This is a genomic window from Clostridium sp. AM25-23AC (genome assembly GCF_003435125.1).
GTDB classification, from domain to species: Bacteria; Bacillota; Clostridia; order Lachnospirales; family Lachnospiraceae; genus Pilosibacter; species Pilosibacter fragilis.
In genome coordinates this window covers 238062-263174 of sequence record NZ_QWGI01000002.1, presented here as the reverse complement: position 1 = coordinate 263174, position 25113 = coordinate 238062, and the positions used below count along the sequence as shown (strand labels likewise).

At 50.2% G+C, this 25113-nt stretch carries 20 protein-coding genes; 1 reads left to right on the top strand and 19 read right to left on the bottom strand.

What is annotated here, in order from left to right; translation table 11 throughout:
• Positions 1 to 17: 17 nt before the first annotated feature.
• The 17 genes from DW677_RS02385 to DW677_RS02310 all read right to left on the bottom strand — a co-directional run bounded on the left by DW677_RS02385 (position 18) and on the right by DW677_RS02310 (position 19245).
• Positions 18 to 776, bottom strand: coding sequence for a tripartite tricarboxylate transporter substrate binding protein (locus DW677_RS02385; RefSeq protein WP_242992095.1), 759 nt, complete (start codon positions 774 to 776; stop codon positions 18 to 20).
• Positions 777 to 1037: 261 nt separating this feature from the next.
• Positions 1038 to 2510 carry a tripartite tricarboxylate transporter permease gene (locus DW677_RS02380; RefSeq protein WP_015554304.1) on the bottom strand — a complete coding sequence of 491 codons (1473 nt, stop codon included), beginning with the start codon at positions 2508 to 2510 and terminating at the stop codon, positions 1038 to 1040.
• A gap of 12 nt (positions 2511 to 2522) precedes the next feature.
• Positions 2523 to 2987, bottom strand: a complete 465-nt coding sequence (locus DW677_RS02375) for a tripartite tricarboxylate transporter TctB family protein (RefSeq protein WP_117469481.1) — start codon at positions 2985 to 2987, stop codon at positions 2523 to 2525.
• Positions 2988 to 3100: 113 nt separating this feature from the next.
• A complete protein-coding gene (locus DW677_RS02370; protein ID WP_117471762.1) occupies positions 3101 to 4159 on the bottom strand; it encodes a tripartite tricarboxylate transporter substrate binding protein in 1059 nt (352 codons plus the stop codon).
• A 192-nt stretch (positions 4160 to 4351) separates the two neighbouring features.
• Positions 4352 to 5362 carry a 2-dehydro-3-deoxygalactonokinase gene (locus tag DW677_RS02365; protein WP_117566417.1) on the bottom strand — a complete coding sequence of 337 codons (1011 nt, stop codon included), beginning with the start codon at positions 5360 to 5362 and terminating at the stop codon, positions 4352 to 4354.
• 23 nt (positions 5363 to 5385) lie between these two features.
• Positions 5386 to 6036, bottom strand: a complete 651-nt coding sequence (locus DW677_RS02360; protein ID WP_117566416.1) for a bifunctional 4-hydroxy-2-oxoglutarate aldolase/2-dehydro-3-deoxy-phosphogluconate aldolase — start codon at positions 6034 to 6036, stop codon at positions 5386 to 5388.
• Between the two features lie 223 nt (positions 6037 to 6259).
• Positions 6260 to 6436 carry a 30S ribosomal protein S21 gene (gene rpsU, locus DW677_RS02355; RefSeq protein WP_003504099.1) on the bottom strand — a complete coding sequence of 59 codons (177 nt, stop codon included), beginning with the start codon at positions 6434 to 6436 and terminating at the stop codon, positions 6260 to 6262.
• A gap of 209 nt (positions 6437 to 6645) precedes the next feature.
• Positions 6646 to 9300 carry an alanine--tRNA ligase gene (gene alaS / locus DW677_RS02350; RefSeq protein ID WP_117566415.1) on the bottom strand — a complete coding sequence of 885 codons (2655 nt, stop codon included), beginning with the start codon at positions 9298 to 9300 and terminating at the stop codon, positions 6646 to 6648.
• A gap of 15 nt (positions 9301 to 9315) precedes the next feature.
• On the bottom strand, positions 9316 to 9438 hold the full coding sequence (locus tag DW677_RS19050; protein WP_015554298.1) for a hypothetical protein: 123 nt from the start codon (positions 9436 to 9438) through the stop codon (positions 9316 to 9318).
• A 305-nt stretch (positions 9439 to 9743) separates the two neighbouring features.
• On the bottom strand, positions 9744 to 10667 hold the full coding sequence (locus DW677_RS02345) for a lysozyme inhibitor LprI family protein (protein WP_117469477.1): 924 nt from the start codon (positions 10665 to 10667) through the stop codon (positions 9744 to 9746).
• A gap of 132 nt (positions 10668 to 10799) precedes the next feature.
• Complete coding sequence (gene rnhA, locus DW677_RS02340) at positions 10800 to 11279, bottom strand: ribonuclease HI (protein ID WP_015554296.1); 480 nt, start codon at positions 11277 to 11279, stop codon at positions 10800 to 10802.
• A gap of 70 nt (positions 11280 to 11349) precedes the next feature.
• Positions 11350 to 12951: an MBL fold/beta-CASP domain-containing RNA metallo-hydrolase gene (locus DW677_RS02335; protein ID WP_015554295.1), complete on the bottom strand. Its 1602-nt coding sequence runs from the start codon at positions 12949 to 12951 to the stop codon at positions 11350 to 11352.
• Positions 12952 to 13195: 244 nt separating this feature from the next.
• Entirely contained in the window at positions 13196 to 14668 is a 1473-nt protein-coding gene (gene spoIVA / locus DW677_RS02330) for a stage IV sporulation protein A (protein ID WP_117566414.1), read from the bottom strand.
• Positions 14669 to 14791: 123 nt separating this feature from the next.
• Entirely contained in the window at positions 14792 to 15799 is a 1008-nt protein-coding gene (locus tag DW677_RS02325; RefSeq protein ID WP_117566413.1) for an NAD(P)H-dependent glycerol-3-phosphate dehydrogenase, read from the bottom strand.
• Positions 15800 to 15870: 71 nt separating this feature from the next.
• A complete protein-coding gene (gene plsY / locus DW677_RS02320; RefSeq protein WP_117469474.1) occupies positions 15871 to 16506 on the bottom strand; it encodes a glycerol-3-phosphate 1-O-acyltransferase PlsY in 636 nt (211 codons plus the stop codon).
• A 3-nt stretch (positions 16507 to 16509) separates the two neighbouring features.
• Positions 16510 to 17835 carry a ribosome biogenesis GTPase Der gene (gene der, locus DW677_RS02315; protein WP_015554291.1) on the bottom strand — a complete coding sequence of 442 codons (1326 nt, stop codon included), beginning with the start codon at positions 17833 to 17835 and terminating at the stop codon, positions 16510 to 16512.
• Positions 17836 to 17850: 15 nt separating this feature from the next.
• On the bottom strand, positions 17851 to 19245 hold the full coding sequence (locus tag DW677_RS02310) for a DUF512 domain-containing protein (RefSeq protein WP_117566427.1): 1395 nt from the start codon (positions 19243 to 19245) through the stop codon (positions 17851 to 17853).
• Between the two features lie 274 nt (positions 19246 to 19519).
• On the opposite strand from DW677_RS02310, the gene DW677_RS02305 reads away from it, so the two are divergent.
• Complete coding sequence (locus DW677_RS02305) at positions 19520 to 20707, top strand: ribose-phosphate pyrophosphokinase (protein WP_117566412.1); 1188 nt, start codon at positions 19520 to 19522, stop codon at positions 20705 to 20707.
• A 159-nt stretch (positions 20708 to 20866) separates the two neighbouring features.
• Here the strand turns inward: DW677_RS02305 and DW677_RS02300 are convergent, their stop codons facing one another.
• Together DW677_RS02300 and DW677_RS02295 are read right to left on the bottom strand one after the other, a co-directional pair.
• Positions 20867 to 22750: a tetratricopeptide repeat protein gene (locus DW677_RS02300; protein WP_117469473.1), complete on the bottom strand. Its 1884-nt coding sequence runs from the start codon at positions 22748 to 22750 to the stop codon at positions 20867 to 20869.
• A 242-nt stretch (positions 22751 to 22992) separates the two neighbouring features.
• Positions 22993 to 25092 (bottom strand): elongation factor G, encoded by a 2100-nt coding sequence (locus DW677_RS02295; protein WP_117469472.1) that lies wholly within the window; start codon positions 25090 to 25092, stop codon positions 22993 to 22995.
• Positions 25093 to 25113 lie beyond the last annotated feature (21 nt).

The following is a 25113-nucleotide window of genomic DNA, read 5'->3' as shown; positions in this document are numbered from 1 at the left end:
TTTTTTAGCCACAAGTGTTACAAAAAAGCTTGACCACAACAGTAGTTAGCAACCTCAGCGTAGGAAACTGCTACTGCGTCAATATGCTCACCAAGAAGGTCTGTGATCGCACCTGCTGCTCCATCGTAAGCAACGTGTTTGAACTGAGCGCCTGTCTCTTTTGCAAGACCTGCTGCTGCAAGGTGCCAGATCGCGCCGTTACCGGAGTTACCCATGGAAACCTCGTTCTCTTTTGCGTAGTTGATGAAGTCTTCGATCGTGTTGAAACGGTCATCTTTTGCGTTTACTGTGATCGCTGCACATGCGCTGTTTACCATCATGATCGGTTTGAACATGGAATATGTAAGACCAGCGTTTGTTCCCATAGCCTCAAGAGTTGCAAGCTCTACTGTGATCATGGTAACGGTTGTGCCATCAGCCTTAGCGTTTGCGCCAGCGAGCATACCGGTTGCTCCGCCGCCGCCGGAACGGTTCTCTACGGAGATGTTTTTGAAGGAACCCTTCGCTGCGTCTGCTAAAGCACGCATAACTGTATCGGTACCGCCGCCTGCATCGTAAGGAACGATACATGTAACTGTTTTATCCTTCCATGCGGATGTGTCAACGCCAGAAGCTGCTGCCTCTGTTGCTGCCCCCTCAGCTGCTGCAGTTGTCTCTGTTTTTGCTGCCTCTGTCGCTGCTGCAGTTGTCTCTGTTTTGCTGGAGCTGCTTCCGCAAGCTGTCAGGGAGAGAGCCATAGCTGCTGCCATTGCGAGCGATACTACTCTTTTTCTCATAAAACTACTCCTTTTCTCTTTCCTAATACTTTCTTAACGATTTTTTAGGTTTCTTTATGAAATTTTTACACGACATATTGTAGACGTTTGTGAACAACTTGTCAATGGTTTTATGGAAAGTCTTCACAAAAGATACTTTCAATTCCATACGGTTTTTCATGATTTTTGTAGCTTTTTACCAAAAAAGGCGCCCTGACCGTTGGACATTAATTTCAAACCCGGTCAGGGTGCCCTGAATTTTTATACATTTTTTCTTAACGGTTATTCCGCTTTTTTCTTTATTTGTCCGCGGACCGCGCCAAACAGGGTGACCGCGATCAGGGCCAGGAAGAACCAGCAGATCGGAGTATTAAAGAATACACCCACATTCCCGCTGGACTTTAAGAGCGCGGTGCGGAAGTTCTTCTCAGCCATCGGGCCTAAGATCAGGCCGAGAATCGCCGGGCTTGTCGGGATCTTTACTTTACCCATGAGCCAGCCGATCACGCCTGCAATCAACATCGTTCCCACATCGTAGAAGTTGCTCCTCATCGCATAGCTTCCCACTACGCAGAGGATGAAGATGACCGGTGTGAGGATCGTCTTCGGAACGCTGAGTACCTTTGTGAAAAGGCGGATACAGGAGAATCCGAGGAGCACCATGATGGTGTTTGCCACGAACATTCCAAGGAAGATCGTGTAAACGAGAACCTTGTTGGTCTTAAAGAGCATCGGTCCCGGGGTAAGACCCTGGATCGTTAACGCGCCGATCATGATAGCTGCTACAGCATCACCCGGAACACCGAGTGTCAGCATCGGGATCATGGCACCACCGGTTACACCGTTGTTGCCGCCCTCAGAAGCAGCTACGGCCTCCGGGCTTCCTTTTCCGAACAGTTCCGGATGTTTGGACATGCCGCGGGCGGTGTTGTATCCAACGAAGGATCCGATATCGGCACCTGCACCGGGGATGATACCGATGATGGTTCCGATGAGACCGGTAACCGGAGCGACCCGGAACATGGTCTTCATATCTTCTTTTGTCGGGAGAAGTCTTGTCACCGTCGCATCGATCTCGTCGGTGCTGTAGATATCCTCGATGGTCTCGAAGGCCTGGCTCATCGCGAAGAGACCGATCATGACCGGAATGTACTGGATACCGGAGAGAAGGTTCGCATTGTCTGTGAAACGGATATAGCTTGTTACGCTATCGATACCGACGGTAGCTGTTAAGATTCCTAAGAACCCGCAGATCAGGCCCTTTGCCATGTTCTCGCCGGAGATATTCGCGATGATACAAAGGCCGAATACCGCAAGTAAGAAGAACTCAGCGGAGCTGAACTTTAACGCAAGCTTTGCGAGCTGCGGGCTGATGAGCCATAAGCAGAGACAGCTCACAACACCGCCGATATAGCTGGAAAGTGTCGCAATACCGAGGGCGCGTCCCGCCTCACCGCGTTTGGAGAACTGATATCCGTCAATAGCTGTGGCCGCGGATGCCGGTGTACCAGGCGTATGAAGGAGGATCGCAGAGATAGATCCACCGTAGATCGCGCCGACATAAATCCCAAGCAACATTAAGATACCGGATGTAGCATCCATACCAAAGGTAAGCGGAAGAAGAAGCGCTACACCCATTGTTGCGGTCAGTCCCGGAAGTGCTCCGATGCAGATACCCGCCGCAACGCCCGCGAACATGTAGAATAAGACCATCGGGCTGAACGCTGACTGTACAACTTCAAGAAAGAAACTCATATCTCAGCCCTCCTATATGCTGAACATACCGAAATCGATCGGCACGTTCAGGAAATTTTTGAATACATAGTAGATCACAAGGATCACCGCGATGGAGATCACCGCATTTTTCCAGACGGCCCCTCTGTGGAACCACTGGCAGAACGCAAACAGCATGATCACAGACGGGATGATGAATCCAACCGTGGACAACACCAACATGTAAACCAGCAGGATCGCCATGGAAATGTACACACGCTTTGTTCCCGGTGTCCACATCGGAAGCTCCGGGAGATCTTCTTTTTTCATCATCAGGGTTCCGGCGATCAGACCGACCGAGCAGATGAGGAGAAGCGCCGCGATGATGCCCGGCCAGAGTCCCGGACCCGGAACACCTGTACCGTAAGCTTCCGCCCTCGGATAACCGAGACATGTCACGATGACATAGAGGGCAACTGCCGCGCAGACAATGCCCGCAATAATATTTCCTTTTCTCATAGCTGAGACCTCGATTCTTCATAATATCGTTTTCTGCCGTACCCGGAAATTGTTTCCTCCGGCAGAGCCTCCAGATGGGAACCACGGCTGATACCGCGGCTCCCTTTTGATATTTACTGAATCTTTAATCCGAGATCGGTTACAAGAGCCTTGTAAGTGTCAAGGTCAGCAATGATCCTGTCCTCGAAGCTCGGTCCATCCATGATATCGATCACATTGTTAGACTTGTTCATGAAATCAACGAACGCGTCGGACTGTGCCGCGTCAGAGAAGATTTGGTAAAGCTGCTCTACGACGTAATCCGGTGTGCTTGCAGGAACGCCGAGGCCTCTCCATGTACCGAGAACTACATTGTAACCGGCTTCTTTACATGTCGGAACATCCGGGATCGCGTCGAGACGCTTATCATTCATAACTGCAAGGACCTTTAAATCTCCGGATTCAACATAGTTTGCAACCTCTGCGTAGGAAACCGCTACCGCATCGATATGCTCACCGAGAAGGTCTGTGATCGCACCTGCTGCTCCGTCGTAAGCGACATGCTTGAACTTCGCCCCTGTCTCCTTTGCAAGGCCTGCCGCAGCAAGATGCCAGATCGCGCCGTTACCGGAATTGCCCATGGAGACCTCGTTCTCCTTCGCGTAGTTGATGAAATCCTCAATGGTGTTGAAACGGTCGTCCTTTGCGTTTACCGTGATGGCAGAGCATGCGCTGTTTACCATCATGATCGGCTTGAACATGGAATATGTAAGTCCTGCGTTTGTCCCCATAGCCTCAAGTGTCGCGAGCTCTACCGTGATCATGGTAACGGTAGTTCCGTCTGCCGTGGCATTGGCACCCGCGAGCATGCCTGTCGCTCCGCCGCCGCCGGAACGGTTTTCAACGGAAATATTCTTGAAGGAGCCCTTCGCTGCGTCTGCTAAAGCACGCATAACTGTATCGGTACCGCCGCCTGCATCGTAAGGAACGATACATGTAACCGTCTTATTCTTCCAGTCGGATACATCCACGCCGGAACCGTCAGCCTCTTTGCTCTCTGTATTTGCATTTTCAGCAGCTTTCGTCTCCTCGGCAGCTGCCGTTGTCTCTGTTGTGGTGGAATTACCGCTGCATGCGGTGAGGGATGCCGCCATTACTGCGGCGAGGGCCAGGCTTAATACTCGTTTTTTCATAACAAGTCTCTCCTTTTTAGATATTTTCTTCTGAATCTCTTCCCATTTTTTTCAGAAAGTTTAGAGATTCTTTATACATATCTATTTTAGGAAAACCAGCCCTTGCCGTCAAGCTGTCAGGCGCTTAGAACGTGTTAAGTTGTGTGATAGATCAATAAAATTGATGTGAATTCTGTCTGAGTTTTCGTAATTTTACTTATTTTTTTCTGTCAGAGATACAATATGCAGGGCTCCTTTGGCAGATGTAGGAACGGAGTCCTTCGGGACGAATTCCGTCACATGCCTGAAGAAATTCTCCTTAGCGAAGAGGTCCATGAGAGCTTCTCTCAGGGGATTCTTCCCGTAGATCACAACCGTTGTATCAGCATCGCATTTTAACGCGCTGCTGTTCTTTACGGCCTCCATATCGTTCTGTAAGACAGCGCCGAGAACATAGCTTGCGATCTTCGTCTTATCCGGCTCCGCGAAGGTATTTAAGATCCTTGCAGAGAAACATGCGCGGCCGATTCCCGTCTTCCTGGCAGTCTCGTATCCCGCGAGAACATACTCTTTCGCATAAGTCTCCTCAGAAGCGAAGGAATGTCCAACCGCATCCGCGATCAGGGTATCGTTTGTGATAACGGAGAGGAGCTCTCCCGTGATCGTTGTGAGGCAGCCAGTGATCTTTCCGTCGCGGTCCACGGAGACAAACTTCGTGTGGGAACCAGGAAGAACGAGAAGATACGGTTGTCCCTTTGGAAGGCTCTCGATCACAGCAACGGTCTCAACCTCCTCGCCGCGCATCATATCCATCGACTCGAAGGTCGTAAGATCCAGCTTTCCGTCGCGGTTTTTCACTCCCGGGATAAAGAGGATCGGGAGCGGGCATACATCCTCGATAAGAACACTCTTTGCCGCCTTCGCAAGGTCCTCTGCAGATGCCGGGGCAACCACGTGAGGGATCTCTGTGAGTCCCACGTTGGAGGTGATCATTCCGGACGCAGCGACCTGCTTTACATCGTCATATGTAATATCAGCCTGCTTTAAGACATCCTCAAGACAGCCCTTGATTGCTGCCTTTAAGCGGTTATTATTACCGTCGATAGCGGTGATGCGGACACCGATCTCGGATTTTGCGGATGCCACTGCCTCATATTTCTCATTAAACAGGTACACACGGGTATTCGTTGTTCCTGTGTCGATCGTGATCGTATAGTTTTTCATTTTATGACTGCTCTCCTGTTGTTTTAGTTCTCTGCTGCTTTTACATAAACCTCAGCCAAGGCCTTCAACTCATCGTATCTGCCCTCTTCGATCATCTTCTTGTTTGTAAGGCTGGAACCGATTCCAAGACCGATAAAGCCAGCTTTTAAGAAGTCTGGAAGGTTCTTGTCATCCACACCGCCAACTGCGATCATCGGAACGTTGTTGATTGGTGCCATGACAGCCTTACAGTAAGAAAGACCAAGGTTTCCTGCCGGGAAAAGTTTTACAACAGATGCGCCGTAACGGTAAGCGTCAGCGATTTCAGACGGAGTCATAGCGCCCGGAATTGACTCAAGACCGCATGCTACAGTCTCTTTAATTACAGTCTCGTCCACATTCGGAGCAAGTGCGAAGGATGCGCCTGCCTCTTTCGCCGCACGAACTTCCTCCACAGACATCACGGTTCCGGCTCCGATCACCATCTTGTCCCCCAGCACCTCGCGGACTGCGCGGATAGCGTTCGGTGTATCAATGAGCTTTGTCTCGGATTTCTGGTTAAAAGTGATCTCTAAAAGGCGGATTCCGCCATCATATAATGCCTTTGCAACATCAACGATCTTCTCGGACGGCACACCTCTTAAAATTGCGATGATCTTGTGTTCTTTGATCAGACTTTCAATTTTCTTCTCCATGATTTTTCTTCCTCCGAATTGTATAGTTTGCTTGTAACTGCGCAGCAGGTCTGCACACCTGCTGCGCTGACCGCAAGAAAACAATCATTATATTTTATATTTGTTTTCTAATAGTATAATACTCATACCTGCATCCGGCAACTGAATTTTTATCCACTGCGAGTATCCATATCAGGCAAAAGAAAAAGGAGCCATCCCTAAAGGAACAGCCCCTGTACGCTTATTAGTTGTACTTGCGCTTTCTTGCCGCTTCAGACTTCTTTTTACGTCTTACGCTCGGCTTCTCATAATGCTCTCTTTTACGAATCTCCTGCTGAATACCTGCCTTTGCGCAGTTTCTTTTGAATCTGCGTAAAGCGCTGTCCAGACTTTCGTTATCTTTAACGATTACGTTTGACATAGCTCACACCTAACCTCCCTCCAGTTGTGTAATTGTGCATAATACAACTGTTTGGGTATTTTTTAGCACTGGTATGATTATATCATAAATTACACATTCGTCAACCTATTTTTACTAGAAAAATGCATTTTTTTCAAATTTATTTTTGATGCCGGGCAACCTTGCACAGCCCGGCATCAAAAAGGCTTGAAACAGCCTTAATTCTTAACTTATTTTACCTGCTCAGAAACGACTTCCGCAACCTTTATGAGTGCGTCCGCAACGCCTTCCGGATTCTTACCGCCGGCCTGCGCCATGTTCGGACGTCCGCCGCCGCCGCCACCTACAAGACCTGCGATGGCCTTGATGAGGTTACCTGCGTGAGCGCCCTTCTTCTGGGCTTCGTCTGTCACAGCAGCCATAAGATTTACCTTGCCGTCAAGAACGGATGCGATCACAACAACGCCTTCTCCGATCTTCTCCTTTAACTGGTCGCCTAAGTTTCTTAAGCCGTTCATGTCAACGCCGTCTGCGCGGACTGCGAGGACTTTCACGCCCTTCACTTCCTGAACCTGATCCATTACATCGCCCATTGCCTCTTTGGCAAGCTTGCTCTTTAACTTCTCGTTCTCGGAGTGGAGTGTCTTGATCTCCTCCATCATGGACTCGATCTTTGTCTTTAAATCAGCCGGAGTGGACTTCGCTGCAGCTGCTGCCGCGTGAAGCTCCTGCTCTACATTCTCATAGTGATGGATCAGGCCATCGGAGGTGAGTGCCTCGATACGTCTTACACCTGCTGCTACACCAGCCTCGGAAAGGATCTTGAAGCAGCTGATCTCGGAGGTATTCTTAACGTGGGTACCGCCGCAGAGCTCTGTGGAGAAGTCTCCCATTCTTACGACACGGACCTTATCGCCGTATTTCTCTCCGAAGAGCGCCATCGCGCCTGTCTTCTTTGCGTCCTCCAGACTCATAACATCTGTAACAACCGGAAGTGCCGCGCGGATCTCTTTATTTACAATATTCTCAACTTCCTTGATCTCATCCTGGCTCATTGCAGAGAAGTGAGTGAAGTCGAAACGAAGTCTGTCTCTTGTCACAAGGGAACCAGCCTGCTCAACATGTGTGCCGAGTACGGTTCTTAATGCCTTGTGGAGAAGGTGGGTCGCACTGTGGTTTCTTCCGATCAGGGAACGGTTCTCCTCATTTACCTTAAGAGTTACTGTCTCACCTGTCTGGAACATACCGCTTACCATATGTCCGATATGACCGATCTTTCCGCCCTGAAGGTGGATCGTATCTTCTACCTCGAACTTGCCGTTCGCACTCTCGATCACGCCGCGGTCGCCGACCTGACCGCCCATGGTTCCGTAGAATGGAGTCTCAGAGGTGATAACGCACGCTTTCTCACCGTCTGTCACCGCATCTGCGATCTCATCCTCGCCTTCTTCATCAGCGGTAAGTCTTACGAGGGCTGTCACCTTGGACTCATCCTCAAGCTTGTCATATCCTGTGAAAGCGGATGTTAAGGATGCGTCGAGTTTCTGATAGATATCGTCGCGTCCCATGTAGTTTGTGGTCTTTCTGGCACTTCTTGCAGTCTCTCTCTGAACCTGCATTGCTTTGTGGAAACCTTCTTCATCGACAGTGAGTCCCTTATCGTCGAGGATCTCCTTTGTTAAGTCGATCGGGAATCCGTAAGTATCGTAGAGCTTGAACGCATCCTCACCGGCAAGGACCTTTGTTCCCTTTGCTTCCATATCTTTTTCAAGATCAGCAAGGATCTCAAGGCCTTTGTCGATGGTGTTGGCAAAACGCTCTTCCTCCTGGTCGATCACGCGGAGGATCATATCTTTCTTCTCCTCTAACTCCGGATAACCGTCCTTGGAGAGATCAATAACGACCTGTGCAAGCTTTGTCATGAAGCTTCCCTCGATGCCGAGGATACGTCCGTGACGTGCTGCTCTTCTTAAAAGTCTGCGGAATACATAACCTCTGCCCTCGTTGGACGGCATGATTCCGTCAGATGCCATAAATGTGCAGCTCTTTACGTGGTCAGCGATAATACGGAGAGAAACGTCCTTCTTGTCGTCCTCCTCGTATCTGCAGTGTGCAAGAGCGCCTACCTCGTCCATCAGGGCACGGTTTGTATCTACATCGAAAAGGGATGCCACATCCTGGCAGACAACAGCCAGTCTCTCGAGTCCCATACCTGTATCGATGTTCTTCTGGATCAGATCGGTGTAATTTCCGTGTCCGTCATTGTTGAACTGGGAGAATACGACATTCCATACTTCCATGAAACGGTCTCCCTCGCCACCCATAACGTCCTCCGGGCCTGTACCATACTTCTCTCCGCGGTCATAGTAGATCTCAGAGCACGGGCCGCACGGACCTGCGCCATGCTCCCAGAAGTTGTCTTCTTTGCCAAAACGGTAGATTCTCTCTTTCGGGATTCCGATCTCCTCGTTCCAGATGCGGAAAGCCTCATCATCGTCAAGGTAAACGGACGGATAGAGACGGTCTGCCGGGATTCCTACGCATTCGGTCAGGAACTCCCATGCCCAGTGGATCGCTTCTGTCTTGAAGTAATCGCCGAAGGAGAAGTTTCCCAACATTTCGAAGAATGTGCCGTGGCGGGCTGTCTTACCGATATTTTCGATATCGCCGGTACGGATACATTTCTGGCATGTGGTGACTCTGCGCCTCGGTGGGATCTCCTGGCCTGTGAAGTATGGCTTTAACGGTGCCATACCGGAGTTGATCAAAAGTAAGCTGTTATCGTTGTGCGGAACGAGGGAGAAACTCTTCATCGCAAGATGTTCCTTGCTCTCGAAGAATTCAAGGAACATTCTCCTCAGTTCGTTTACACCATATTTCTGCATGGTACTGCCTCCTGGTTACTGTTGTGTACTTTTTTTATCTCTGAATTTCTTACCCAGAACGATACCCGCCAGGGCAACTGCGGCCAGAATCACAGCCTCTAAAGCTGTTGAAATACATGATGCGAAAAATGCGGACATAAAAACGCCTCCTTCTCCGGCTGTCTAAAATTCAGACGCCTGTGTTTAAAATGACACATTTGTACAGTTTCTATTTATATTATTTTTTCGGGATCTGCCCATAAAGCCAGTGCGCCGGTCTTCTGCGCAGATTCTCATAACCTATACTATAATCGTTTCTCGTTCTGTTGGCAAGATGTTTTTTCTGTTCCGTGGCATTCTGGTGGACCTTTTCTGCCGTCAAACGGCTTTTCTGTCACTTCTTCATAAGTGAAACCGGCGCATCTGAATTTTTTAGTGATTCAAATGTGCCGATGTGTCGTCTTTTAATTTTTCTCAGGCTCCAGGTAATCCCCATAATTTTCCAGCAGTTCATAGCATCGGTCCATCGTCACGCTCGCTGATGTGCGGACATACTCGATGCTCTGGGATGGTGTGCTGTTTGACTTCGCACTGGCTTTATCCGCCGCCAGGTCGCGCTTTCGAATCCACTCCACTTCTTCCCGGCGGAGCGCTTCCGCTGCACTCTCGTCCATCTCTTTATGGATGCTTGAATAGATCAGGTTCAGCTCGCGGTCCCAGAGATTTCTCACATATTCCGCCGTCGCATACCGGGAGGTCTGACTCATCGTCTGATCATCCTGGTACTTTTCCGCCTCAGTTCTAACCGCCTCAAGACGCTCCTCCAGATCAGAACGTGTGTATTCGATCACAAGTTTTGCTTCCCCTGCATTTTCCGATGCTGTGCTGTCCGGTTCCAGCGGGGACTTGACCGTCTCTTCCACCGGTATCCCTGCCGCCTCGTCTGCGCCTCCGCTCACCGCCAGCTGATCATTATCCGCCAGTGACAGGTCGCTGACCTCCGCATCGGGAGCTTCTGCCGCTGCGTTTTCTTTCGTCGCAGATTCTTTCATCCTTGTTTCAGTATCAGAAGCTTCTCCCCCATCTTCCGGTCCCCGGCTGGCTTTTGCATCCGCGTGATACAGGGCGATCCCATTATCGGCAGGGCCGCACGCCGGAGCTGGCGCATTCTGGGCTGCCGGGGTATTTTCTGCAACCTTCATCCGATTCTCTGTCATATAGGGATTCCCGGAATTTCCCGCATCCGGCTGCATGGCATCCGCCTCGAAACCGACGACAGCCGCGGTATTCACCCCATGGGAAGAAACAAATTTTTCCATTTCCCATGTGGCGGATACCCCGGCCATCAGGATTCCAATAATTATCAACCATATTCTGCGTCTGCTCATATGTGCCCTCTCGATTTTTCAGGTAACTTTTGTTCTACTAAAAAGATACCATATCGTGAGATCTTTGTGAACAAAAAACGCAAATTAGTAATACATTGTAAGACTTTTGTAAAAAACAGCGTAGCTGCCTTTTTAGTTACTAAGCCCCGTATCCACCAACAGATCCCCACCATCCGCAGCGCTGGTGGCCAGGCGGTCACAGCGCTCGTTTCCGGGATGACCGTCATGGCCCTTGACCCAGTGGAACGTCACTTTATGCGGGTTCATCGCGACGAGCAGCCGTTTCCAGAGGTCCGAATTTTTTACCGGTCCCGTCTTAGGGCGGACCCAGTTATGCTTAACCCAGCCGTCGATCCATTTCTGGTTGAAAGCGTCCACGAGATATTTCGAATCGGAATAAAGGTCTACCTCACAGGACCGGTTTAACGCTTCAAGTCCCACGATCGCTGCCATAAGTTCCATCCGGTTATTGGTTGTCCGCACATATCCCGCGGACAATTCCTTTTCGTGGAGAGTCCCATTTTTATCAATAAACTGGAGCACCGCTCCGTATCCGCCCGGCCCGTCTGGATTTCCGCGGGCCGCTCCGTCCGTATAAAGTGTTACTTTCATGTCTATTTTGTAATTCCTCTCAGATGTCTTATTTTATATGATTCCGGAATTCAGACGGCTCAAGCCGCAGTTACAGATCCCACTTCTCGCAGAGCGCGTTGACCTCTGCCGTAAATTTCTTGATATCCTTGTTCGCGCAGTCGCGGTTCTTCTGGATGATCCGCATCAGGCGCTCGCCTGCAGCCACAAGAAGAGCAAAGATGGACTTATTCTCCTTCTGTCTCGCTGTCTCCTTCTGGATTGGAATACCGACGGTCTGTTTGAGCCACGCACCCGCGGCAAGGTCAAACTCTGATCCCGAGAACGGTGCGTCCGCCACAAGATCGTAGTCCGAGCGCAGGAGGTTCGCGAACTTCGTGCATACGAGATCGTCTCCGTGTACCATAAACACACGGTCCGGTTTCTTCTTAAAGGCGTTGATCCAGGTGAGAAGTCCTTCCCTGTCCGCATGACCGGAAAGTCCGTCCAGGCACACGATCTCCGCTTCTACATCGATGGTCTCACCGAATAGTTTTACGACTTCCGCCCCCTCAATGAGGCTCCTTCCCAGAGTTCCGACAGCCTGGTATCCGGCGAACACGATCGTACACTCCTGTCTCCAGAGATTATGTTTTAAGTGGTGGCGGATTCGTCCGGCATCACACATACCCGCCGCGGAGATAATGACCTTCGGCTCGGAGTCGAAGTTGATCGCCTTGGAATCGTCGCTGCTGACGGAAAGATTTAATCCCGGGAATGCGATCGGGTTGATTCCCCTGTTCACAAGATCCATCGCCTCCTCGTCAAAGCACTCGGAAATGTTCTTATTGAACACATGGGTCGCCTCGACGGCCAGCGGGCTGTCCACATAGACCGGGAATCCGTCATGTCCGGTGACAAGGCCCTCTTCCTTGATCTTACGGATAAAGTAGAGGATCTCCTGGGTCCTGCCCACTGCAAAGGCCGGGATCACAACGTTTCCGTGACGGTCCAGGGTCCTCTGGATGATCTTCGCGAACTCCTCGATATGCTCGTGGGTCCGGTCGTGGGAACGGTCACCGTAGGTACACTCCATTACCACATAGTCGGCCTCATCCGTGTACTGCGGATCCTTGATCAGAGGTTTGTTCTTGTTCCCGATATCACCAGAGAAAACAATCTTCTTCTGTACGCCGTCCTCATCGATCCAGACTTCAATGGATGCGGATCCAAGCAGGTGTCCCACATCCGTAAACCGTACTTTCAATCCGTCGCAGATCGTCAGGATATCACCATAATGGCATGGCACGAAATGCTTTAAAACGCCTTCCGCGTCGTTTACCGTGTAGAGCGCCTGGACCTCCGGGTTTCCGGCACGTCTTGCCTTTCTGTTCTTCCACTCAGCCTCCATTTCCTGGATGTGGGCACTGTCTTTCAACATAATGTTGCAGAGATCGCAGGTGGCCTGTGTGGCGAATATCTGCCCCTTAAAGCCCTTCGCATAGATCAGTGGAAGCAGGCCTGTGTGATCGATGTGGGCGTGGGTGATAAAGATGTAGTCCACATCGGAGAACGGGATCGGAAGCTCCGCGTTCTCATAGACGTTTCCGCCCTGTTCCATACCGTAATCAACAAGAATGTTCTTTCCCGCCGCATTCAGATAATGACAGCTTCCAGTCACTTCATGATCTGCACCGATAAATGTCAGTTTCATGGAACTCCTCCTTTCGCGGCGAAATCTGGAAACTCATGCAAACATCCTATTCCTGTGGTCGATATACAGAAATATCCATTTTTCCCAACCGGGCAGTGTCCGCAACCCTTTTCACGTTCACCGCGGATTTTATCCTTCAGGTTTCTGCCGCAAATACTGTAATTTCAGCATCGTTTTGCAAAATTCGATGAAAATCTTCATTTTTGCAAATCAGCTGTATTATTTGCATCTATTATAGCAAATTTCAGATAATTATGCAAATCATTCCGCCATTACTGTCATTAATAATTTTCTGCAGCGTATCCTGAAGTTTCATCTGACAGTCCTCCGTCATCTGGGAGATCTTCGCCTGCATGCCGTCCTCAACGATCTGTTCCACGGACTTTCCGAAGATATTCGTATCCCAGACACCTTCCTCCGTCGCTTCCCCGTCCTTTATGTACGCGATCAAGTCCTTCGCCTGCTGCTCGTTCCCAACGATCGGCGCGATCTCCGTCTCGATCCTGGCCTTTATGAGATTGATGGAGGGTGCCTGGGCATGGATCTTCACACCGTACTTGCTGCCATGACGGATCAGCTCCGGCTCATCTAAGGAGATCTCCGTCTTATCCGGCAGGACGATTCCGTAGCCCTTCTGGCGCACCTCCGCCAGGGCGTTTCTCACCTTCTCATACTCTTCCTTCATCTCAGCAGATTCCTTTAAAATCTTAAACAGGCTGTACTCATCCCGCACCGTCAGGCCGGAAATGTCGCTCAGGACCTCAAAGTACGCCGCCTCATCCACCAGGACCCGGATCGTCACCCGGCCGCTCGCAAGATCCAGCTCATCCGCGATCAGCTTTTTCACCGCCTGATCTGTTTCCGGCGCCGTCTCCTTCGGCACGTCCTTCATCTGGACGGATGTCTTCAGGAGTTTTCCCGCCTCCATGATCAAACCTGCCTTTAACGCATGATCATCCGGCAGGATCTCCACCCATTTCGGGATCTCAAAGTCGAGCTCTGTCACCGGGAACTCCAGGAGCACGGTGCCCAATATCTCCTCGATGTCTTCTCGCTTTAGCTGTTCACAGTTTGCCGCACGTACCGGGACCCCGTACTGGTTTTCCATCTTTAACGCCAGGGCTTTCGTCTCCGCCGCATAGGGTCTTGTAGAGTTTAACAGGATCAGGAACGGTTTTCCGATCTCCTTCAACTCCGAGATCGTCTGCTCCTCCGCCTCCTTAAAATCATCCCTGGAGAGTTCCCCGAAGCTGCCATCGCAGGCCACAACGATCCCGATGGTGGAATGGTCCCGGATCACCTTTCTCGTCCCAATTTCCGCCGCCTGGGTGAACGGGATCTCATAATCGTACCAGGGCGTCTTCACGAGACGTTCCTCCCCGTTTTCCGTATGTCCCGCAGCACCTTCCACCATAAAACCCACACAGTCGATGAGCCGCACCTTCGCCCGGATCCCCTCCGCAAGCTCCAGCTCCGCCGCCTCCTTCGGGATAAACTTCGGCTCCGTGGTCATGATCGTCTTCCCCGCAGCACTCTGGGGAAGCTCATCCCTGGTCTGGGCCTTTTTCTGTCCGTCCGGGAGGTTCGGGAGCACAAGAAGCTCCATAAACCGCTTGATAAATGTGGATTTTCCAGTGCGCACAGGTCCCACAACACCCACATAGATCTCTCCGCCCGTCCTCGCCTCGATATCCTTGTATACATGGAAATGATCCATAAAAATACCCCCTCGCATATACTGTTGCAGTGTATGCGCGAGGGGGACATTTTATACCGGCAGAGCCTTTTCTTACGCCGCAGTACGGAAAAATACAGGCTGCTGCAAGGCTTGTTCTGACTTCTATTCCCACGGAAGATCGCTGTGCTCGATGCGCTTATCGCGGAGCATCAGGTCAGCCACCGCCTCTTTTGCAGGTTTTCCTTCAAACAGGACCTGGTTTACCTCCTCAACGATCGGCATGGAAACATTGTATTTCTTTGCGAGGGATCTCGCAGCCTTCGCTGAGTAAACGCCTTCTACCACCATCTGGACTTCCTTCATTGCTTCTTCCATCGTGTATCCTTTTCCGATGAGGATACCAGCGCGGCGGTTTCTACTGTGCATGCTGGCGCATGTCACGATCAGATCGCCGATTCCGGAAAGTCCGGTATATGTCTGGTATTTTCCGCCCATAGCGACACCAAGTCTCGCGATCTCCGCCATACCACGGGTGATGAGGGCTGCCTTTGCGTTGTCCCCGTAGCCCAGACCGTCAGCGATTCCCGCTGCCAGGGCAACGACATTCTTTAACGCGGCGCCTGTCTCGATCCCCAGCACATCAGGGCTCGTGTATACACGGAACACCGGGCTGATAAATGTGGACTGGACGTACTCTGCAACGTTCTTCTTGCGGGATCCCGCAACGCAGAGCGTCGGAAGTCCGCGGCTTACCTCCTCCGCGTGGCTCGGTCCGGAAAGAACAGCTGTTTCCGCCATCGGAAGTTCTTCCTTTATGATCTGGGTCATTGTATCGAGAGTATTCTCCTCGATTCCCTTTGCCACATCCACAATGAGCTGTCCCTCTTTACAGAACGGCTTCATCTTCTGCGCCGTGCTGCGGACAAATACGGACGGAACCGCCATCACGAGAAGGTTCTTATCCTTCATCGCTTCCTCAAGGTCAGCGGTATAGATGATTCCCTCCGGCAACGTCACTCCCGGAAGATTCTTGTGAGTCCTGGTCTTTGCCATCTCCTCGATCTCCGCCGGGATCGCGGACCACAGTGTGACCTCATGTCCATTGTTTCTTAACAGCACCGCAATCGCGGTTCCCCATGTACCGGAACCGATAATACCAATTTTTTCCATGTTCAGGAACTCCTTTTCTCTTTAATCTCACTGCCCTGTACCGACTGATATTTTCGTGCTTAAGCGCTTATTCAGTTTTTCTTTCCACCCCAGAGCTTGTTCTCTGTGCCGGATAAAAGTCTTTTTATGTTCGTCTTGTGTCTCCAGATCGCCATCGCCATCAGGACGAAGGCAACGGCATAAAACTCCATGAGATGATCCGCAGAGACGGTAAATGTTCCATGCGCCCCGTAGACCAGTATCTGGATAAAGAATGAGATCACCACCAGAATAGAACCAAGGGAGACATATCTTGTAATGATGACAGCTCCAAGGAACAGTGCTGCACAGACAAGCGTCACGCGCCAGTCCATGGACACGAGGATACCCGCCATGGAGGCAATTCCCTTTCCTCCCTTGAAGTTTAAATAACACGGGAAATTATGACCGAGGACAACGCCGAGACCTGCGTAGAGCACATAGAGGTCTGTGTCCGGGCTTCCCTTAAAGATGATCCGCGCCGCAAGACAGGCGAACACCGTCTTTAAAAAATCTCCCGCGAACACGATGAGCCCCGCTTTTTTTCCCATGACCCGGAGCGCATTTGTCGTTCCGGAGTTTCCGCTTCCGTAGTTTCTGATATCGATATGGTTCATCTTACCGTAAAGATATCCTGTCTGGAATAATCCAAACACATAACCCATAACAAGACAAATCACTCTGCCCATCGCTTAATCCTTCTCCTTCCTCTCGCGGATGATGAATTTTAAGGATGTTCCGCGAAAACCGAAGGCCTCACGGATCTTGTTCTCTAAGTATCTCGTGTAGGAGAAATGCATTAACTCCTTATCGTTTACGAAGATAACAAAGGTCGGCGGTTTTACCGCAACCTGGGTCACATAGTAGATCTTTAAGCGTTTGCCCTTGTCGGACGGCGGCTGCTGCATAGCGACAGCTTCTGTCACAATCTCGTTCAATACACCGGTAGCCACGCGGAGCGTCTGGTTCTCGCGGACCATATCGATGAGCTCGAAGAGCTTTTCCATTCTCTGTCCGGTCAGGGCGGACACGAAGATATATTCCGCATACGGCATGTAGGACAGGGTCTCTTTTAATTTTCTTGTGTACTCATAGATCGTCTTGTCGTTCTTCTCGATGGCATCCCACTTGTTGACAACGACGATCACGCCTTTTCCGCGGTCATGGGCGATACCGGCGATCTTTGCGTCCTGCTCAGTGATTCCCTCAACGGCATCGATGACCATGAGGACCACATCAGCGCGCTCCACCGCTGTCACAGTACGGATAATACTGTAGCGCTCGATATCCTCTTTGATCTTGCTCTTTCTTCTTAAGCCCGCAGTATCGATAAAGATATATTCAGTGCCGTTTCGCACGATCTCTGTATCGACAGCGTCTCTTGTGGTTCCGGCGATGTTGGATACGATCACACGGTTTTCACCGAGAAGCTTATTGATAATAGAGGATTTTCCGACGTTCGGTTTTCCCACGATGGCGATTCTCGGACGGTCATCCTCGCTGTCGTCATACTGGTCCTCACGGAAATACTTGACTACCTCATCGAGAAGCTCGCCAAGGCCAAGTCTTGAAGCCGCGGATACCGGGACCGGGTCTCCGATTCCCAGGTTATAGAATTCGTATACATCGTTTCCGAACTTCGCCATGCTGTCCACCTTATTGACCGCAAGAACGACCGGTTTCTTGGACTTTCTTAACATGTCCGCAACCTTGGAGTCCGCGTCGACGAGACCCTGGCGCACATCCACGATAAAGATGATGACGTCCGCGGTATCGATGGCGATCTGAGCCTGCTCACGCATCTGCGCAAGAATGATATCCTTGGAATCCGGCTCGATTCCGCCTGTATCGATTAAGGTAAAGTTGTTGTTTAACCAGGTGCAGTCCGCATAGATACGGTCTCTTGTCACACCCGGAGTGTCTTTTACGATCGAGATCGTGCTGCCGGCAAGGACGTTGAAGAGTGTGGATTTTCCCACATTCGGTCTGCCGACGATCGCCACTACTGGTTTACTCATATATCTTCCTCATTTCTATACTTCGCCGTCCCAATCAGGGATAACTTCCCCGTCCTCTGTGAGACCGGCATCTTTCATTGTAAGCTCATATGCCCCGTGTTCCGCAGTCTGTTCTCTCGCCGCCTCCGGGTCAAGGATCGCGTCCACAAGGTCATATCCGCTTGATTTTACTATATTTATCGGAATCTGTAAAGCATCTTCCGCCTGGGTCTTTGTGATATCATCCAGGAAAATCTCCTCGCCGCTCTTAAACATAACGGCCGGAAGGATCAGCCTGTCGCCTAAAGGCTTATCCTTTAACTGGGCGATCAGATCCTGTCCTGTGATCAGTCCCGCCACCGTGATCTTTTCGCCGAAGAAATCATTCCGGATCGGGTAGATATGGACCTTTCGTCCCGGATAGACTTTCATGATCTCCTTTACAAGCGTGTCCAGATACGGATACGGCAGACGTCCTGTGGCGATTGAGAGTTCTTCCTCTTTTCCATCGTCCGTCTTCTCATCCAGGGCATCCATGACTTCCTCATGCAGCAGCCGCAGCATACCGACGCCATTCTCCAGCTGGATATATCCGTCGTATCTTCCTTTCTCCGGCATCTCGCGCTCCGCCAGGATATACCACTCATCACTTGCATGGATAAAGTGGATCCTGTGGCGCTCGTAGTTGATCTTCTGCCATTTTTCGATGAGATCGATCACCTCGCAGGCATCTTCCTTTGTAAACGGTTCCAGCGGGTAAAGACCCTCACGATACTTCGAGAGACCGACCGGAACCACCGACACGCTCTGCATCACCGGCGCGTACTTTGAGAGCTGTTCGATGGTGTACGCCAGCTCATTTCCGTCATTGACGCCCCGGCATAGAACGATCTGTCCGTTCATCTCCGTTCCCGCCTCGTAAAGACGGTCGATCTTCTTTAACGCCTCCCCCGCAAACCGGTTGTGGAGCATCTTACAGCGTAGCTCCGGGTTCATAGTCTGCACGGAGATATTAATCGGGGCCAGGTGGAAGCGGATGATCCGCTCGATATCTTTATCCTTCATATTTGTCAGGGTGATGTAGTTTCCCTGAAGGAACGAAAGTCTGGAGTCGTCGTCCTTAAAGTAGAGCGTCTCACGCATTCCCGGCGGCATCTGGTCGATAAAGCAGAAGATGCACTTATTGGAGCAGGACTTATAGTCACTCATAAGTCCGTTTTCAAAGGTAAGTCCCAGGTCCTCACCGCCGCTCTCGATCTCAAGTTCCCACTCTTCTCCGTTTGCCTTCCGCACGACCATCACGAAGCTCTCGGCATCCGTCATATAGTCGTAGTCAAAGATATCTTCCAGCTCTTCCCCGTCTATGGTAAGCAGCACATCTCCCGGTTCCAGTTCCAGCTCTTCCGCGATGGATCCGGGGGTAACTGCCATAATTTTATGTCCCTGATATTTCACTTCTTTTATCCTTCCTGCATGGTTCTAAACTTAATCATACCAATCTTCCTCCGATTTGTAAAGGAACGATATTCTTTTTTCCTTCGAATTTTCATGGGAAACTATTGACGAAAAATGTCTGAAAATGGTATACTCGGCGTGGAATGCCTGCAGGTTCCCGTATAAATAAGGAGATCCAGGCAAAAATATGATCTGACAGTCCGACCGCAGAGGCCGGACCGCAACACAAAAAATCGGAGGATTATCTGACATGTCTAATCAGTACGTTTTCAACGACCGTCTGCCGCTCGCACCGCTTAAGATCGCTGCACTTGAGAGCTGCCGTGATCTTGCGCAGAAAGTCAATGACCACATCGTAAACTTCCGCCGCAACGATACGGAAGAATTAATTCGCCGTCAGGGCAATTTACAGTACCGCGGCTACGATGTTGACTCCTACCTTCTCGACTGCGCATGCCCGCGTTTCGGAAGCGGTGAAGCAAAGGGAATCGTAAATGAATCTGTTCGCGGAACTGATATTTTCTGCATGGTCGATGTGACAAACCACTCTCTCACCTACAAGATGTCCGGATATGTAAACCACATGTCCCCGGATGACCACTACCAGGATCTTAAGAGAATCATCGGCGCTACGGCATCCACCGCACACCGTATCAACGTTATCATGCCGTTCCTTTACGAGAGCCGTCAGCATAAGCGTACTCACAGAGAGTCTTTAGACTGCGCAATGGCGCTTGAAGAGTTAGTAAGCATGGGCGTGTCCAACATCATCACATTTGATGCACACGACCCGCGTGTACAGAATGCGATCCCGTTATCCGGTCTCGACAATTTCATGCCGACCTACCAGTTCGTAAAAGCACTGTTTAAACATGACAATACCTTAAAGATCGATAAAGACCACTTAATGGTCATCAGCCCGGATGAGGGTGCTATGAGCCGTGCCGTATATCTCGCCAACAACCTCGGCGTTGATATGGGTATGTTCTACAAGAGAAGAGATTACTCCAAGGTCATCAACGGAAGAAACCCGATCGTTGCCCACGAGTTCCTCGGAAGCTCCGTTGAAGGAAAGACTGTGATCGTCGTTGACGATATGATCGCCTCCGGCGAGAGCATGCTTGATACTGCAAAAGAGTTAAAGGAGCGCAAGGCCGAGAAGGTCGTTGTATGCTGCACCTTCGGTCTCTTCACCGCAGGCTTCGAGAAATTCGATGAGTTCTACCAGAAGGGCTACATCGACAGCGTTGTCACAACAAACTTAAACTACCGTTCCCCGGAACTCTTTACAAAGGAATGGTATGTGGAAGCTGATATGAGCAAGTACATTGCTGCCATCATCAACTCCTTAAACCACGACGTTTCCATCGGAAACTCCCTGTCCCCGACAGACAAGATCCAGAAACTTATCAGAAAGTACAACGAGGGTCTTCTTTAATTTTAAATCTCAGAGAATATTTACGCCGCCCGGCTTTCCATTATGGATTCCAGGCGGCGTTTTTTCAGATTCTACACATTTCAGGTGCAGAATCCCATTAAAAAAAACGGAAATTCCAACATTTCTGCAGGAATTCCCGTTTTTATTTCTTACAGCATCTTAGTTTCCGTTCACACGTCTCACTTTATTGATGTCAAGCTTATCTGTCGCGGTGAAATCGAATTCGATCGCAAACTGTACATTATCCGGAAGCGCCTTCTTCTTTAATACCTCAAAATACTGGGACGCGTCTTTAATGACGAGTCCTGTTGTATTCCAGTTATCGCCAGGCAGGATCCATACCTTTAAGTTTCCGACCTTCAGCTCATACGGAAGTTTCTGGGATACCCATTCGGTCTTTCCGTACTTGGCAAGGCAGTTATAGACATCTCCCATGGTCAGCTTTCCTGTGGATCCGTCGAAGAGATCTGTCTTCTCGTAGGTTGTTGTTCCGCCATTGTCATGAGCTTCCTGAAGAGTGTCCGCATTCAGTTTCAGGTTTCCTGAATTCACGGCTGCTGCCTGCGTCGGCTGCGGATTTGCCTTTGTGGTCTCCACCGTTTCCTTAACTGCTGCTGTTGTCTCTTTCACAGAAGCCGCCGTAGATTCCTTCTCAGAGCTTCCTGTCGTCTTCTCTTCTGTATCTGCCTCAGTCTCATCCTCGGCAGCATCCGTCTCATCCTCTTCAGCGGTCTCATCCTCATATGGATTGTGGTCTAAAAGTTTTCCATCCACATCCGCATAACGGCCATCTGGAGTCGTATCATCCACCAGCATTCTGCCGTCATCCTCAAAATAGTATACCGCACCGTCAAGCTGCTGGTATCCCGTCACCGCACTGGCGTAGAGACGTCCCGCTGCCGGATTGAAGTAGTAGGAGCCGCCAGTCTCATCTGTATACCAGCCAAGTCTCCAGGAACCATCTTTGTTCAGGCAGTATGTATAGTCGCCTCCGCTGATCACTCCCGCGTCATAGTTTGACGGAGCCAGCGCAAAGGCACGCTTATAATACTTGGAAGCGCCTTCCACGTCCCCTGCTTCCAGAAGTTCATCTGCCTTCGCGTAGGACTCGTCTGCAGCGGAGGAACGGTAGCTGTCCAGTTCTTCTTTATAACTTTTATTTCCAGGTCTCATGGAAACTGCCTTCTCCCAGAATCTCAGGCAGGCATCCACATCCTCGAGTTCCAGATAATAGGAAGATGCGGAATTTAAAAATTCATCAAGCTGGTCATCTGTCACCGTGGAATTCTGGTTTACGAACCGCTCAAGACCACCCTGCACGATACTCTCCGCCTCTTTTACTTTTCCTGCATCTACATATGCGCTGATCAGCATGGAGTATGCATCGATCCGGTCTGGCGCCTCATTGATCACAGCCTTTAAAGTCTCGATCGCCTGATCGTTCTTTCCTTCATCGTAGCAGTACTGTCCGTAGGCAACTCTTGCCTCCAGCAGGGCATTTTTAATACTTGCATCATTCTGATCTGCTTTCTGAAGAACTGACACTGCATTTTCATAATCATCCATCATGGAATATGCTTCCGCAAGCTGCAGGGAATTCTCCACGGTGACACCATCGAGTTCCTGAAGTTTTAAAAGCCATGGGATCGCTGTCTCGTAATCCTCGTTGTCTGTCAGGACCTGGCAGATCGTGCGGACACAGTTATCCTGTTCTTTTTCCAGAGACGTATCCTTTGTCTTCTCATATCCCTGCTGCAGGATCGTCATAGCTTCATCGTACTCTTCATTTCCAATATAGGCTTTGGAAAGCTGGATATAGGCTTTGCTGTAATCCGGATCCAGTTCAATACATTTTAAAAGGGATTCGATGGCACTCTCGTAATCCTCTTCCCCGACGTACTGGGATCCTTCCTTATAGAGATTCTCCGCTTCCGTCGAACTTGCCTGTGCCGCCTGAGTCACATCGTTCACTGAAGCGTCTTTCTTGCCGCAGGCGGAACAAAGTACCACCGCTGTGGCCATAATCAAAAACCATTTTCTCATTCTAATTCCTCATTTTTTGCCGGAGTATTTTGTCATAGAGCAAAATTTTATCCGATTTGCAGTTTGTTTTTTATCCGGCTGATTTAAAGCTTACCAGTTTATAACTATACCATTTTTCTCTCTTTCTGTCCAGATGGAAGTCAGAGGAAAACTATGGCAGAATTTCGGCAAAAACAGGGACCAGCCATACAGCTGATCCCTGCAGTCATCTTTTATTCAGTTTTCACGAGGATCTTCAAAGCTTACGCCTCTACTTCTCCGCCTGCCGTTCTCGCTTCCACTTCCTTCTTCTGAACATCGCCAGGAGCCTGCTCATAGCGGCTGAATTCGTAGGAGAATACGCCGATACCGCCGGTCATGGAGCGGAGGTCTGTGTTGTAGCCGAACATCTCGGACATCGGAACATCAGCAACGATCTCCTGCTTTCCACCATGGAGAGAATTCATTCCGAGAACACGTCCTCTTCTTCTGTTTAAGTCACCCATAACATCTCCGGTAAACTTATCCGGAACAACGACTTTTACGGAAGCAATCGGCTCTAAGAGAACCGGGTTAGCATCCATAAAGCCCTTCTTGAAGGCCAGGGTTGCAGCCATCTTGAAGGCCATCTCGGAGGAGTCAACCGGATGGTAGGAGCCATCGAGGAGCGTTGCCTTGATGCCGACTACCGGATAACCGGCTAACGGACCCTTTGTACAGCATTCCTGTACGCCCTTTTCAACTGCCGGGAAGTAGTTCTTCGGAACTGCGCCGCCGAATACTTTTTCTTCAAAGATATAAGGTGTCTCGAGATCGCCGGACGGCTCGAAGGACATCTTAACGTCACCAAACTGTCCATGTCCACCGGACTGTTTCTTATAACGGCCAGGAGCCTCCACTTTCTTGCGGATCGTCTCGCGGAACGCGAATTTCGGTTTGGAGAGTTCCACATCGACTTTATAACGGCCGAGAAGCTTGCTGACGGTAACTTCAAGCTGCTGATCGCCGATTCCGTAGAGTAAGCTCTGGCGGTTCTCGGTATCGTTCACAACGCGGAGTGTCAGGTCCTCTTCCATCATTCTTGCGAGTGCGCTGGAGATCTTGTCCTCGTCGCCCTTTGTCTTTGCGGCAAAGCGCATATATGTATACGGGGTGGAGATCTTCGGTTTGTGGTATACGATCGGAGCAGATCTTAAAGCGATCGTATCGCCTGTCTGTGTCACGGAGAGCTTCGCGACGGCACCGATATCGCCGGCCTTCAGCTCCGGAACCTCGATCACGTCCTTACCTCTTAATACATAGACTTTCGCGATCTTCTCTTCTGCGTCCTTATTTACATTGTAGAGAGTGCTGTCCGGTTTTAATGTGCCGGTGCAGACCTTCATCAAGGAATATTTTCCGATAAACGGGTCAACGATGGTCTTGAATACTCTTGCGGAGAGGGAAACCTCATCGTTGTATTTTGCGGTAAAGTGCTCGCCATTTGATACGTCAACGCCGACACACTCGCCCTTATCCGGTGACGGGAAGTAGCGGTCGATAGCATTTAATAATGCGTTGAAGCCCTGGCAATTGATGCCGGAACCCATCATGACCGGAACAATAGAACCGTCGCATACGTGGGTCTGTACTGCGGTGTAAATCTCATCCTGTGTAAACTCTTCGCCGGAGAAGTAACGCTCCATGTACTCTTCGCTTGTCTCGGCAACAGCTTCGATCAGGGCGTCGCGGATAATTCCGAGGTTCTTCTTTGTGTACTCCGGGATCTCGCAGTCCTCATAGTCGGACAGGTTTGTGAAGCGGCGGCCCTGCATCTTAACTGCGTTTACGAAGCCGACGAACTTCTCGTTCTCACGGATCGGTACCTGGAACGGAGCGATCTTTCTTCCGAACTTCTTCTCAAGTTTTAAGATCAGTTCACGGAAGGACGCGTGGTCATCATCCATGTTTGTTACAAATATGATTCTCGGGAGTTTATATTCTTCACACAGATCCCATGCTTTTTCTGTACCAACTTCAATTCCTGCCTTACAGTTTACGACGATGATCGCTGCGTCAGCGGCGCTGACTGCCTCTTCCACCTCGCCTACGAAGTCGAAATAGCCCGGAGTGTCAAGAAGGTTGATCTTGATCTTTCCCTCGGCACCTTCGTACTCGATCGGAACCATCGTAGTGGAGATCGAGAACTGTCTCTTAATCTCTTCTTTGTCGTAGTCACTGATCGTATTGCCGTCAGCAACTTTGCCCATTCTCTTTGTAACGCCGGTCAGATAAGCCAGTGCCTCGGCTACCGTCGTCTTACCGGCGCCGCCGTGGCCTAAAAGTACAACATTTCGGATCTGTTTTGTTCCATAAATATCCATATGAATCCCTCCCGTATATGT